Genomic DNA, 12,468 nt, shown 5'->3' with positions numbered 1-12,468 from the left:
TTATTATGGCAAAAGTTAAACCAGATTCCCCGGGAGTAGGTGACCCAGGCGAGGGCCGCCGGTTAGCACTCGACGTAGGCACAGTGCGAATTGGCGTTGCGGTATCCAACCGGGAGGCCACCCTCGCTACCCCTGTGGAAACCGTTCCCAGGAAGACCGGATTCAAAGACCGCGATCAAGAAGACATTGATCGAATTCTGGAGCTTATTGAGGCATATTCCGCGGTAGAAGTCATTGTTGGTTTGCCGCGTGATTTACAAGGAAATGGGTCAAAAAGTGTAAAACACGCGAAAGAAATTGCGTTTCGGATTCGACGCCGCTTGAATCAAGATGAAAATATAGATAAAGTTCCACCACCAGTACGCTTGGCTGATGAACGTTTGACGACGGTAACGGCAACCACCGCGCTGCGCGCGTCCGGCGTGTCCGAAAAGAAGGGCAGAAAAATCATTGACCAAGCTGCAGCGGTGGAAATACTACAGTCCTGGCTGGATGGGCGTGCTAACGCGCTCCGCTCGGATGATGCAGTAGCCCAGCCTTCAAACTCAGGAGACTAAACACGTGAGCCGTAACCAACAACGCCTCGGGCGATCGATGGATGATAAGTACGTCAAGCGGCGCCAGCGCGGCATCGCCGTGGTGGTCGCATCCGTCATCGTCATTTTAGGAGCTCTGATCTACATCGGAGTACGCATCGGCACTTCTTCGGCCGACTACGAAGGGGCCGGTAACGGCACCACGCAATTGGTGGAGGTCCCCGAAGGGTCGTCTATGTCCGAGCTGGGCCCCACGCTCGTGGATAAGAATGTGGTCAAGACCCAAGAGGCATTCGACTCCGCGGCGTCGATGAACCACAGCGCCAGCCAGATTCAGCCTGGCTTCTACCGCCTGCAGGAAGAAATGAGCGCGGCGAATGCGGTAGAGGCATTGCTCGATGAAAACAACCGTGTGGACATGCTTGAGGTCCAAGGCGGTGCCACCCTGGAGGACGTGAAGGTCGTCGGCGGTGACGTGCGCTTTGGTATCTACTCTTTGATCTCCCAGGTCAGCTGCGATGACGGCAATTGCCTGGACAAGGAAGAGCTGGAAAAGGCGGCGGCAGAAACTGATCCTAAGGAGCTCGGCGCACCCGAATGGGCACTTGACGCGATTAAAAAGCGCGGCAATGACCCGAAGCGTATTGAGGGCCTGATTGCCCCTGGTCAGTACGTCCTGGACCCGAATATGAGCGCCAAGGATATCTTGAAGGACCTCATTACCCGCTCTGCCAAGCGCTATGAGGAAACCGATATCGAAAATCGCGCCAAGGCCATCGGCCTGTCGCCGTACGAGCTTTTGACCTCTGCGTCCTTGGTTGAGCGTGAGGCGCCTGCCGGCGAATTCGACAAGGTCGCTCGCGTCATCCTGAACCGCCTTGACGAGCCCATGCGCCTAGAGTTCGACTCCACCGTGAACTACGGACTGGAAGACGTTGAGCTTGCCACCACCGATGAGGCTCGTGCGGAAAAGACTCCGTGGAATACCTACGCCAAGGAAGGCCTGCCGGATACGCCGATTTCCTCGCCTTCTGATGAGGCAATTCGCGCCATGGAAGAACCCGCCGAAGGTAGCTGGAAGTTCTTCGTCACCGTGGATAAGGACGGCACCACCGTGTTCTCTGATACCTACGATGAGCACCTGGACCGTGTGGACGATGCCATCCGCTCCGGCGTCCTCGACTCGCAGCGCGAGGGTGAGGGAGCAGGAGCCGGCAACGGCGATGCCGCCTCGGATCAACCGGCTGAGTAGGCACTAGGCCGCAGCCAGAAAGGTAGACGCTCTTCATGCCGCGCGCCGCAGTACTCGGTAGCCCCATCGCTCACTCTTTATCGCCTATCCTGCACAACGCAGGGTATGCCGCAGTGGGGCTCAAGGACTGGTCCTATACCCGCTTTGAGGTTACGGCCGATACCCTCGCCCCATTCCTAGAAGAATGCGGCCCCGAGTACCGCGGCTTTTCCGTGACCATGCCCGGTAAATTCGCCGCGCTCGAGGTTGCGGAAGAACAAAGCGAGCGTGCACAGCTCATCGGTTCTGCTAATACCTTGGTTCGCACCCAGCACGGTTGGCGCGCGGACAACACAGATACTGAGGGCGTGCGCGGCGCGCTGCAAGAACTCATCGGGCTCCGGCCCGTGTCTCAGGCCCTTATCATTGGCGCGGGTGGAACCTCCCGTCCGGCGCTGTGGGCTTTAGCAGAACGCGGAATCGACCAGGTAACCATCTTGAACCGCTCGAACCGCCAAGCAGAGCTCCAGCCTTTGGCGGACCGGCTGGGACTCAATCTGCAGTACGCTACTTTTGACGATGATCTCGAGGATCTTTCTCGCTCCGCGGATTTGATTATTTCTACCGTTCCTTCGGCAGCGTTAGAGGATTATCGCTTCCAGCTTGCCCACGCCCCAGTACTCGATGTGATTTATCATCCGTGGCCCACGACGCTCGCCGCCTGCGCCGCTGCGAATGGCTATTTCACCGTGGGTGGGCACGTCATGCTGGCACATCAAGCATTTAGTCAATTCGAGCAATTCACCGGTCTTACCGCACCGCGCGAAGAGATGGTTGCGGCACTGCAAGAAGAGCTTCGCCTTCGCAATCTCTAACCTTTCTGGGAATACGCCCATGTGCGCCGCCATGCCATGAAGAGTGGCAGGGCGGCGCTTAGCCTTATGTCATGGGGATTTTCGGGGGAATAGTTTATGGCCTGTGGGCGTCTGCGTTGTCCTGGTGGGATATCCGCGAGCGGCGTTTGCCGGATGTGCTGACCATCCCGGCTGGGCTTTTATCTGTCACTTTTTTCAATTGGGGCGGTTTATTGTGGCCAGTATTGTACCTCCTAGTGGCTCTGCGGGGTGCTGGCATCGGCGGGGGAGATATTAAATTGGCCCTGCCACTGGGGATGCTCGTTGGTGCCACAGCAGGACCATTGGCCGTCCTCATGGCCTGTGGTGGCGCCGCTGTAGTCACATTGCTGGCAAGCGGTATCGCGCGCGTCAAGGGCGGCGTGCCTCACGGTCCCTCGATGGTGGTATCCGCTGGGCTGGTTATGGTGGTTTATCCCCTCATTGAGGGGGAGGCGAATATATTGAGGTGCCTAGTTGCTCCTTGTGGATAGGGGCCGTGCGATAATACCCGCATGCTTCGTTGGACTACCGCTGGTGAATCCCACGGCCAGGCACTGATCTCCATGCTGGAGCACATGCCGGCCGGAGTGCCCATTACCCGTGCTGATATTTCCTATCAGCTTGCACGGCGCCGCCTAGGATATGGCCGCGGCGCGCGCATGAAATTCGAAGCCGATGAGGTAACGCTGCTCGGCGGCGTCCGCCATGGGCTGACGATTGGTAGCCCCATTGCCATCATGATTGGCAATACTGAATGGCCGAAGTGGACTACCGTCATGTCCGCAGATCCCATCGATATGGAGGATGAGGACGTAGCGAAGGCGATGAATTCGGGCCGGGGTGCACCCTTGCAGCGCCCGCGCCCAGGCCACGCTGATTTCGCGGGCATGGTGAAATATAACCACAGCGAGGCCCGCCCCATCTTGGAGCGCTCTTCTGCCCGGGAAACCGCCGCACGTGTTGCCGCCGCGACGGTAGCGCGGAACTTCCTACGGGAAACGTTGGGAGTTGAGGTCTTCTCCCACGTGATTTCTATCGGCGCATCGCAGCCCTATACCGGAGCTTCCCCGAGCTTTGCGGATATCGAGGATATTGATAATTCTCCGGTGCGCGCCTTTGACAAAGACGCCGAATCGGCGATGATTTCAGAGATTGAAACCGCAAAGAAGCAGGGCGATACCTTAGGCGGAATCGTAGAGGTGATCGTCGATGGTCTACCTATTGGCCTCGGCTCACATATCTCCGGCGATGACCGCTTGGATGCGCAGCTTGCCGGAGCCTTGATGGGTATTCAGGCCATCAAGGGCGTAGAAATCGGCGATGGCTTCGAAGAGGCACGTCGACGCGGTTCCGAAGCCCACGATGAGATGGTCCGCACCGAGGATGGTGTCACAAGGCTCAGCAACCGGGCCGGAGGCTTGGAAGGCGGCATGACCAACGGGCAGCAATTGCGTGTCCGGGCCGCCATGAAACCGATTTCCACGGTGCCGCGCGCTTTGCACACGATTGACATGGAAACAGGTGCGGATGCCACGGCAATTCACCAGCGTTCAGATGTCTGCGCAGTGCCGGCAGCAGGAGTGGTGGCTGAAGCCATGGTCTCACTCGTGCTAGCGCGCGCAGTTTTAGATAAATTTGGCGGAGATAGCTTGAGCGAAACCTCCCGCGCCGTTGCTGCATATGAAGAATACGTATCGCAGCGTCTCGCCTTTAACCAGGAGTAAATGATGACAACGCCAACCGATGTAACGGGACAGCCACATCCTTGCGTCGTTTTGATTGGCCCGCCAGGTGCGGGAAAATCCACGATTGGCCGCCGGCTTTCGCATGCGCTGAATTGCGATCTGGTGGACTCGGATCACCTGATTGAAATGGCCGAGGGAAAACCCTGCGGTGAGGTCTTTAGTGAGAGAGGCGAACCAGCGTTTCGCGAGCTTGAGGCCGAACATGTCGCTGCAGCCCTGCAAAAGGGTGGGGTAGTAAGCCTTGGTGGGGGCGCGGTGATGACGGCCTCCACACGTGAGCTTCTAGAGCGCCACACGGTCGTATTCCTCGATATTTCCGCAGAAGAAGGCGCGCGCCGCACGGCCGGCGATCGCAATCGTCCGGTGTTAGCGGCAGATAATCCGGTTGAACATTATCGGTCTATTGTGGAAACGCGCAGGCCCTTCTATCTGGAGGTGGCCGATTTCCGCGTGCGCACGGATACTCGCTCCCCGCAGCAGGTGGTGGGGGATATCCTGGGCTTTTTAGAAACCCTCTAGGCGGGGAGTTACACCTACCCGCGCAATCCTGCAGGCTATCGCTCCGTAGAAAGGACACCATCATGCCCACCATCGCCGTTAACGGGCCGAGCCCTTATGAGGTCCGCATAGGAGCTGGACTCAGCGAAGATATCGCACGGCGCTGCGCGGACACAGGCGCTGATAAGGCAGCAATCATCTTTCAGCCGGCCCTGCGCACCGCAGCAGAAGAGCTCGCAGCATCCGTTGAAGCACACGGCGTCATCCCAGTCTTGTTCGAGGTGCCGGATGCCGAGGCGGCGAAGCAACTTAGCGTGGTGGGAAACGTGTGGGACCGCCTTGGTGAGGCGGGCTTTAGCCGCAGTGATGTCGTCATCGGCGTCGGCGGCGGGGCAACCACGGACATGGCGGGTTTTGTCGCTGCCGGGTGGATGCGCGGAATCAAAGTGATTCAGGTCCCTACGACCCTTCTCGCCATGGTTGATGCCGCAGTGGGCGGGAAAACTGGAATTAATACGAAGGCCGGGAAGAATCTCGTCGGCGCCTTCCACGAGCCGGACTCTGTATTCGTCGATCTGGAGCGCCTAGAGACCCTCCCACAGGCGGAGATCGTGGCTGGTTCTGCTGAGATCATTAAGACTGGGTTCATTCATGATCCGGTCATTGTGCAGCACTACGTGGAAAATCCAGGTGCTTGCCTTGACCCACGCGGTGTTCTGCCTGAATTGATCGAGCGATCTATCTCGGTAAAGGCTGCGGTGGTGGGAGAAGATCTCAAGGAAGCCGGGTTGCGCGAGACCCTCAATTATGGGCATACCTTTGGCCACGCCGTGGAAAGGCAGGAAAAGTATGTGTGGCGCCACGGCAACGCGGTAGCCGTAGGAATGATGTTCATTGCCCATCTTTCCCACCACCGGGGCCTCATAGATGCAGAACTGGTGGATATGCACCGCAGTATCTTGAGCAATATCGGGCTGCCTACGACGTATGAACCGGGCAAATTCGCGGAATTATATGAGGCAATGACCCACGATAAGAAAAACCGCGATGGGAAGATACGTTTCGTGGCGCTCACCGGTATCGGCGCGACGACGCGGATAGAGGGTCCGACGCGCGAAGAGCTAGAAGCGGCATATACCGCCATCACGGAGTAGATATGAAAATCGTTGTTCTCAATGGCCCGAACCTAAATAGGTTGGGCAAGCGCCAACCGGACGTATACGGTTCCACGACGCTAAGCGATGTTGAAAAGCTCGTGTCCGAGCATGCGGCGAAGCACGGGGCAGACATCGAGTTTTTCCAGTCTAATTTTGAAGGCGAGCTCATCGAGAAGGTCCATGCGGCCGCCGATGCCGGAAGTGCCGTCATCATTAACCCAGGTGGGCTGACGCATACCTCCGTCGCCTTGCGCGATGCCCTGGCGGAAATTGCCGATGGCGCAGGCTTCGTCGAGGTGCATATCTCCAACGTGCATGCCCGCGAAGAATTCCGCCATCATTCTTATTTGAGCCCCATTGCCCGCGGCGTCATCGCCGGCCTGGGGGTCTTTGGGTACTGCGCCGCGGTGGATTATTTGTGCCAATAATTGCCGGCCCGAATCGCGCCTTTTCGGGTGCAGGCGGTACGTAGGTACTGAACCTAGCCATCATCGCCGCGGAAATAGATATAGTGGAAGAATAAATTTTTACACTTCAATACGATTCCCGCAAAGGATGATTCTATGGCACTTGCAGATACCCGGTTCAGCGATCGCCGCCGGAAGTTAGCCGCCGAATTAGCTGGTCAGCGCATTGATGCGGTATTGGTAACCCACTTAATCCACGTCCGCTACTTGTCCGGGTTCTCCGGTTCCAACGGTGGGCTTTTGCTGCGCAAGGATCTCTCCGCGCTCATGGCTACCGATGGCCGCTATACCACCCAGATTGCCCAGGAAGTTCCGGATCTAGAAGCTGTAGAGGGCCGTGCTGTAGGCAAGGTGCTCTTGCAGCAGTTCGATGATGCTCAGTCGCCGGTTCGCGTCGGTTTTGAGGCTGACTACATGTCTGTATCGGAATTGGAAGAGCTGAAGGATTCTGCACCGGATGGGGTCACCTTGGTACCCATTTCTGGAATCATCGAAGATATCCGCATCACGAAGGATCCCGTAGAGCTGGAAAAGCTGGAGGAGATCGCGGCGCTTGCTAATCAGGCGTTGGAAGACCTCATTTCCGTCGGCGAGCTGCGGGCGGGCCGCACGGAGCGCGAAGTTGCTGCTGACCTAGAATTTCGCATGCGCATCCTGGGATCGGAGCGGGTGAGCTTCGATACCATCGTGGCCTCTGGTCCGAACTCTGCGATGCCGCACCACGGCGCGGACGATCGCGTGATTGAAGATGGAGACTTGGTCACCATCGATTTCGGCGCTCACCTGCGCGGATTTAACTCTGACTGCACCCGCACCTACGTCGTGGGTACGGCAAATGACTTTGCCAAGGAGATCTACGATGTGGTGCTGCGCGCCCAGCAGGCCGGTGTCGAGGCTGCGGTTGCGGGCACGTCGCTTTCCGATGTCGACGCCGCCTGCCGCACCATCATCGCCGATGCCGGATACGGCGACTACTTCGTGCACTCCACTGGGCACGGCGTGGGTTTGGACGTGCACGAGGCCCCCTTTGCCGCCACGACCGGTAAGGGAGAACTGGCCCCGGGAATGACCCTTACCATCGAGCCGGGCGTGTATGTGCCGGGCAAGGGTGGCGTACGCATCGAAGATACGCTCATCATCACCAATGGAGCCCCAAAGATCATTACCGCCGCTTCCAAGGACTTTACGGAGCTGCCGGCATAGGTAGGCTTGGTCCCGTAACTCCTCCCTCCTAGGGGCGGAGATTTTAGGGGGTACCGGTGGCTCAGCGGGTGCAGGCTATCCGGTAGGCTTATACTTTGCTTTCAACCTTTCAACCACAATATTCGGGAGTTTAACCGCAATGGCTGATACTACTGATTTCAAGAACGGACTCGTTCTCAAGATTGACAACAAGCTGATGCAGATCACCGAGTTTCAGCATGTGAAGCCGGGCAAGGGCCCAGCGTTCGTGCGCACCAAGCTCAAGGACGTTGTCTCCGGAAAGACCGTGGACAAGACCTGGAACTCGGGCGTCAAGGTAGAAACCGCTACGGTGGACCGTCGCGATATGACCTACCTGTACAACGACGGCACCAGCTATGTCGTCATGGATGAAAAGACCTTCGAGCAGTTCGAGCTTTCGCCGGAGAAGTTTGGCGATGCCGCCCGTTTCCTGCTGGAAAACATGCGCGTGCAGGTCTCCTTCTACGAGGATGAGGCATTGTTCGCAGAGCTTCCTATCTCCGTCGACCTCAAGGTAGAGCACACCGAACCAGGTCTGCAGGGTGATCGTTCCTCAGGCGGCACCAAGCCCGCGACGCTGGAGACCGGCGCCGAGATCCAGGTTCCGCTGTTCATTGAAATCGGCAATGTACTAAAGATCGATACCCGCACTGGCGAGTACCTGTCCCGCGTCAATAACTAGGGCTTTATCTTGTCTGATAACACTGCTAAGCGGGATATCAATCATAAACGCCATACCGCGCGCTACCGCGCACGCCGGCGCGCAACGGATATCCTCTATGAAGCGGAGAACCGGGACGTTGATCCCGTGGCTATCGTTGAGGATCGCGTTGCCTTGGCGCGCGAAGATCGCCACGCGGTAGCGCCGATTGCGGACTACACCAAGGTCATCGTCCAAGGTGTCGCAGAAGAGCTAGACGCTATCGATGACACGATCTCGCGGTATCTTTCCCAGAACTGGGAGCTGCACCGGATCCCCGCCGTCGACCGCGCTATCCTGCGCCTATCGGTCTGGGAGCTGCTATTTAATCCGCACGTTCCCACCGCGACGGCTGTCGTCGAAGGCGTGGAGCTAGCCTCGCAGTATTCCCACGATCAAGCCGCACCGTATATCCACGCGGTCCTGGATGACGTCGCGCAATCTCGTTCTGAGTTAAGCCCGATGAATAACGTCGGTCAAGAGGAAGAAAGCGACGACGCGGAAGCCGAGGATTCCCGGGAGGACTCTGAGCCTTCGGCGCATGCAGAGGTGCCAGAGGAGTCAGCGACGCCAGAAGAGTCGTCCCCGAGCGCCGAAACGGACGAGGACAACTCCTAATCCAGTCCTAGTTCCTCGGCTTCCTAAGTAAAAGGTAAACAACAGCCGGGGAATTGCTTCTGCCTTCCCACCGCGGGGAGCCGCGGGAGCCAGCCCCGGTTCGCCCGCTCCACCCGCTCCACACCCTGGCGTTTGTACACTGTGTGTCATGGGTAAATTTAAGATCAAAGATGCGCTAGACCTGCGCGCCGGTAAAACCTTTCGGCTTGCGGATGTCGATCCCACGGCGACTCCAGGATTCGATGGCTCAAAGTCTGACTTAGAGGACCGCTTCGAACGCTATGACGATGAGCTCTATGATTTGCAGGAGCGCCTTTTTGCCAATGGCAGGGCACACAGCGATGACGCACCTTCGCTCTTAGTGGTCCTGCAAGGAATGGATACCTCCGGCAAGGGCGGGGCGATTCGTCACGTCTTTTCCGTCTTCGATCCGCAGGGTACCAAGACCGTGGGTTTTGGTAAGCCCACGGAAGAGGAAATGGAACACGATTTCCTGTGGCGCATCCGCAAACACGATCCGGTTCCCGGCCAGGTAGTGGCCTTTGACCGTTCCCACTACGAGGACGTCTTGATCCAACGCGTGCACGAGTGGGTAGATGAGGAAGAAATCGACCGCCGCTTTGAGGCGATTCGTGAGTATGAGCAAGAGCTCGCCGGAAAGCGGGTAAAGATATTGAAGGTCTTTTTGCACATCTCACCGGAGTTCCAAAAGGAAAACCTCATCGAGCGAACCGAGCGTGAGGATAAGTACTGGAAGTACGATCCTTCAGACCTTGAAGAGCGCGGCTATTGGGATAAATACATGGCCGCCTATGAGGATGCCATTCGCCGGACGGATGAGCTTTGGGCGCCGTGGTTTGTTATCCCCACGGATAATAAGAAATACGCGCGCATGGCCTTGAAGTACCTCATTGTTGATGCACTGCGGCACCTGAACCTGTCGTGGCCTGCGCCCGAATTCGATCCGGAGGAAGAAAAGCAGCGTATCCTCGACGCGGACTAGGCACTAGCCGCGGCGCCTAGAGCCCAAGAGGGCAAGGCGCCCAAAAAATCCCCGCACTGTCGCCGCGCCCTAGCACGCGAATGCGCGAGGCGGGGCGAAACAAGTGCGGGGGAGAAGGCCTTAGGTAAGGCGGCTTAAGCGTTGTCAGACGGCGTGGAGTTTTCCTCGCTGCCGTTTCCGGCCTTCGCGGCGGTTTCAGATCCGAGCTTGGCCATTTCCTCGGCGGCAGAAACCATGGCGTCCTGGCCGTTGATGACGGCGTCGACGGCCTTCTTCAAAGCGGTGGTGAGCTGCTCATCGGTCATTCCGGCGGCGGCGGGAATATCGCGCTCGGTGCGGACGACGAGCATGTCATCGTGCTCAGAAATAACGGCTCGCGCGCCAAATGCGACAGAGTTGATCTGGTTGGCGGCGAGGAAGAGCCCGGCATCGGCCTTGGAAAATGAGGCATCGGTTGGCACATCGCAGCGCACGATGACAACGGAATCCAGGACAGCAAACATGGTGGGCAGGCCATTGAGGTTGGCGGTGGCGGCGTCAATTTCGCCTTCCACCTTGGTCAGCTCAATATCGAAGGTGCCCATGGCGGCAACGACGCGGTCCAGATCGACCTCGGGCAAGTTGTTTTCGGTGGATGCGGTGGATGCATTAGTCATGGTTATGCTCCTCCCAGGTGACAAGCTGTGGGTAGTGCTCTTCAACAAAAGCCATGGACTGCAGCATGGAGTCCAAGGTGGACATTACGAAGGCACCGATCTGGTTGCGGGACAGGCCATGGGAAATGTTGATTTCGCGCACGCCGGAGACGGCCAGATTATTTTCGGACGATTCAAAAAAGCGCAGGGTGGGCGCGAAGTGCTGTTGGTTCCACTTGTTGAGAACCATGAGCAGTTGTGGGCCCTCCGAGGCTGGGGCATTACCGCGCCAGACGGAGTCCGCCACGAGGACATCGTCACGCACCTGCAGGGCAATAGCGATATTGGAAAAGCCGGTGCGCAGGATCTTTACCGTTCCACCTTCGCCGACGGTCTGTTCTTCTACGCGGTACTCGAGCTTTTCGGAGTCAAAAATCTCACCGATGCGCTCGAGGGTGACATCCTCAATGGGCGTATCGGGATACAGGGTTGGTTCTTCAGACACGTAAGTAGTCTCAATCCATGTACTAATCGGGGATAATGGTCAACCCTTTCTAGTTTACCTAACTACACCGGCGCTTTCTGGCAAGTGAGTATTGTGGCAGGTCTTGTTCACAGTCCGGCACGCGGACCGAAGTACGTGACGGATCAACATGGTTTGCCGCAGATTTCCTCAACCGGACTTGACCAGCCGGCGTGCACAACCTGCTGCCCGTGGCCACGATTTTGAGCTCTGGATCAGCACCTACTCGGTTACGCATAGCCCGAATTTATGGTCCGTATAATCCACGTCCGAGCCCACCCCTGGCTGCTACTTTGGAGTCCATGAGTCTTCCCGATTTCTCCCAGCTCGCTCCCGGTGTGACCATCGAGTGCCGCGATGAGCATTGGCTGGTCAGCAACGTCACCCGCACCACTGATGGGTTCCGCATTCGTGCGCGTGGTGTCAGTGATTACGTGCGGGATACCACCGCGACCTTCTTCACCGCGCTTGATGACATCACGGTCTTTGACCCAGCCAATGTCGCGGTGACCCCGGATGAGTCTTCGCACTTTCGGCATACTCGCTTGTGGTTGGAGTCGACGCTGCGCCGCACGCCGGTGCCGCTGTACCAAAAGCGGTTGGAGGTGGCCACGCAGATGCTGGCGGATCCGCTGGATTATCAGCTCTCCGCGGTGAAGTCGGCGCTTTCTGATGAGCGCCTGTAGAGACAGGAACAGGATGCCGGCACCCAATGCCATCCGAAACAGCGCGAGCACCCAACTCTAGGCAGTACCTTCGGACTTGGTGGCTGCACTGCTTGTCGACGCCGCCCCGGCAGCACTATCGCCGGTGTCATCTGCGTGGGGCTTGGAAGTAGTCATCAACTCTATTTTCTAACACTACACCTCGTCGCGGAAATCGAGCGGGTCATACAGTGGACGCAGTCGCGGCCGCGACCAAGCTCGTCCGAGCCAATCGCTACTATTCCTATGACTGCGGTTCTCAATTTCTTAGTGAGGCTTGGTGGTGCAGTTCGGCGACGAGCTCCTAAAGGTGCCTCTTAGATTCATCAACTCACAGGATATCGTCGAAAAGGAGCTCTCTAGGGTTGCTCGATAAAGCCCGCTCAGGGCGCGCTCGGCACACGCACCATCGCCTAGCGGAGCTTGCCGACGCCCCATCCCTCCACCACTGCGACCACTCTGACAGTGGCGGACATCGCGGCCCGCTAGCGAGCTGGGTGCACAACTTGGGGCGGGATGGTGTCTCTGCGC

Annotated in this window: 14 protein-coding genes and 1 pseudogene; 13 read left to right on the top strand and 2 right to left on the bottom strand. The window is 57.9% G+C overall.

What is annotated here, in order from left to right; genetic code table 11:
• Positions 1-5: 5 nt before the first annotated feature.
• From ruvX to ABRP64_RS07485, 12 genes are all read left to right on the top strand, one after another.
• Positions 6-557, top strand: coding sequence for a Holliday junction resolvase RuvX (ruvX, locus tag ABRP64_RS07540; RefSeq protein WP_349866006.1), 552 nt, complete (start codon positions 6-8; stop codon positions 555-557).
• A gap of 37 nt (positions 558-594) precedes the next feature.
• The gene (gene mltG / locus ABRP64_RS07535; RefSeq protein ID WP_284852061.1) at positions 595-1,788 is read left to right on the top strand and encodes an endolytic transglycosylase MltG; all 1,194 of its coding nucleotides are present in this window, start codon (positions 595-597) and stop codon (positions 1,786-1,788) included.
• A 35-nt stretch (positions 1,789-1,823) separates the two neighbouring features.
• Positions 1,824-2,642 (top strand): shikimate dehydrogenase, encoded by an 819-nt coding sequence (locus ABRP64_RS07530; protein ID WP_284852034.1) that lies wholly within the window; start codon positions 1,824-1,826, stop codon positions 2,640-2,642.
• Positions 2,643-2,713: 71 nt separating this feature from the next.
• Positions 2,714-3,154, top strand: a complete 441-nt coding sequence (locus ABRP64_RS07525) for a prepilin peptidase (RefSeq protein WP_284796088.1) — start codon at positions 2,714-2,716, stop codon at positions 3,152-3,154.
• A 21-nt stretch (positions 3,155-3,175) separates the two neighbouring features.
• On the top strand, positions 3,176-4,387 hold the full coding sequence (aroC, locus tag ABRP64_RS07520) for a chorismate synthase (protein ID WP_284782020.1): 1,212 nt from the start codon (positions 3,176-3,178) through the stop codon (positions 4,385-4,387).
• A complete protein-coding gene (locus ABRP64_RS07515; protein WP_284769731.1) occupies positions 4,388-4,927 on the top strand; it encodes a shikimate kinase in 540 nt (179 codons plus the stop codon).
• Between the two features lie 62 nt (positions 4,928-4,989).
• Positions 4,990-6,060, top strand: a complete 1,071-nt coding sequence (gene aroB, locus ABRP64_RS07510; RefSeq protein WP_284796091.1) for a 3-dehydroquinate synthase — start codon at positions 4,990-4,992, stop codon at positions 6,058-6,060.
• Positions 6,061-6,062: 2 nt separating this feature from the next.
• Positions 6,063-6,491: a type II 3-dehydroquinate dehydratase gene (gene aroQ / locus ABRP64_RS07505; protein ID WP_284769733.1), complete on the top strand. Its 429-nt coding sequence runs from the start codon at positions 6,063-6,065 to the stop codon at positions 6,489-6,491.
• Positions 6,492-6,626: 135 nt separating this feature from the next.
• On the top strand, positions 6,627-7,733 hold the full coding sequence (locus tag ABRP64_RS07500) for an aminopeptidase P family protein (RefSeq protein ID WP_349866004.1): 1,107 nt from the start codon (positions 6,627-6,629) through the stop codon (positions 7,731-7,733).
• A gap of 139 nt (positions 7,734-7,872) precedes the next feature.
• Positions 7,873-8,436: an elongation factor P gene (gene efp, locus ABRP64_RS07495; protein WP_005283196.1), complete on the top strand. Its 564-nt coding sequence runs from the start codon at positions 7,873-7,875 to the stop codon at positions 8,434-8,436.
• Positions 8,437-8,472: 36 nt separating this feature from the next.
• Positions 8,473-9,072 carry a transcription antitermination factor NusB gene (nusB, locus tag ABRP64_RS07490; protein WP_410757597.1) on the top strand — a complete coding sequence of 200 codons (600 nt, stop codon included), beginning with the start codon at positions 8,473-8,475 and terminating at the stop codon, positions 9,070-9,072.
• Positions 9,073-9,220: 148 nt separating this feature from the next.
• On the top strand, positions 9,221-10,075 hold the full coding sequence (locus ABRP64_RS07485) for a PPK2 family polyphosphate kinase (protein ID WP_349866003.1): 855 nt from the start codon (positions 9,221-9,223) through the stop codon (positions 10,073-10,075).
• 134 nt (positions 10,076-10,209) lie between these two features.
• On the opposite strand, the gene ABRP64_RS07480 is transcribed toward ABRP64_RS07485, so the two are convergent.
• Both ABRP64_RS07480 and ABRP64_RS07475 read right to left on the bottom strand, forming a co-directional pair.
• The gene (locus ABRP64_RS07480; protein ID WP_302521201.1) at positions 10,210-10,731 is read right to left on the bottom strand and encodes a YbjN domain-containing protein; all 522 of its coding nucleotides are present in this window, start codon (positions 10,729-10,731) and stop codon (positions 10,210-10,212) included.
• The gene (locus ABRP64_RS07475; protein WP_284622930.1) at positions 10,724-11,215 is read right to left on the bottom strand and encodes a YbjN domain-containing protein; all 492 of its coding nucleotides are present in this window, start codon (positions 11,213-11,215) and stop codon (positions 10,724-10,726) included. Before ABRP64_RS07475 ends, ABRP64_RS07480 begins: the two co-directional genes overlap by 8 nt.
• 320 nt (positions 11,216-11,535) lie before the next feature.
• Between ABRP64_RS07475 and ABRP64_RS07470 the strand changes: the two are divergent.
• Positions 11,536-11,916 (top strand): annotated as a pseudogene (locus ABRP64_RS07470) (helicase); the annotation flags it as partial.
• Positions 11,917-12,468: the final 552 nt, after the last annotated feature.

It is taken from the genome of Corynebacterium sp. KPL4015, assembly GCF_040225725.1.
In the GTDB taxonomy this organism is placed as follows: domain Bacteria; phylum Actinomycetota; class Actinomycetes; order Mycobacteriales; family Mycobacteriaceae; genus Corynebacterium; species Corynebacterium rhinophilum.
This window is presented reverse-complemented; position numbering and strand designations above follow the sequence as displayed.

What these genes read in the sequence shown, in the direction of transcription:
- ruvX (WP_349866006.1), top strand. Translation starts at nt 6, where the DNA reads ATGGCAAAAGTTAAACCAGATTCCCCGGGAGTAGGTGACCCAGGCGAG.
- mltG (WP_284852061.1), top strand. Translation starts at nt 595, where the DNA reads ATGGATGATAAGTACGTCAAGCGGCGCCAGCGCGGCATCGCCGTGGTG.
- ABRP64_RS07530 (WP_284852034.1), top strand. Translation starts at nt 1,824, where the DNA reads ATGCCGCGCGCCGCAGTACTCGGTAGCCCCATCGCTCACTCTTTATCG.
- ABRP64_RS07525 (WP_284796088.1), top strand. Translation starts at nt 2,714, where the DNA reads ATGGGGATTTTCGGGGGAATAGTTTATGGCCTGTGGGCGTCTGCGTTG.
- aroC (WP_284782020.1), top strand. Translation starts at nt 3,176, where the DNA reads ATGCTTCGTTGGACTACCGCTGGTGAATCCCACGGCCAGGCACTGATC.
- ABRP64_RS07515 (WP_284769731.1), top strand. Translation starts at nt 4,388, where the DNA reads ATGATGACAACGCCAACCGATGTAACGGGACAGCCACATCCTTGCGTC.
- aroB (WP_284796091.1), top strand. Translation starts at nt 4,990, where the DNA reads ATGCCCACCATCGCCGTTAACGGGCCGAGCCCTTATGAGGTCCGCATA.
- aroQ (WP_284769733.1), top strand. Translation starts at nt 6,063, where the DNA reads ATGAAAATCGTTGTTCTCAATGGCCCGAACCTAAATAGGTTGGGCAAG.
- ABRP64_RS07500 (WP_349866004.1), top strand. Translation starts at nt 6,627, where the DNA reads ATGGCACTTGCAGATACCCGGTTCAGCGATCGCCGCCGGAAGTTAGCC.
- efp (WP_005283196.1), top strand. Translation starts at nt 7,873, where the DNA reads ATGGCTGATACTACTGATTTCAAGAACGGACTCGTTCTCAAGATTGAC.
- ABRP64_RS07485 (WP_349866003.1), top strand. Translation starts at nt 9,221, where the DNA reads ATGGGTAAATTTAAGATCAAAGATGCGCTAGACCTGCGCGCCGGTAAA.
- ABRP64_RS07480 (WP_302521201.1), bottom strand. Translation starts at nt 10,731, where the DNA reads ATGACTAATGCATCCACCGCATCCACCGAAAACAACTTGCCCGAGGTC.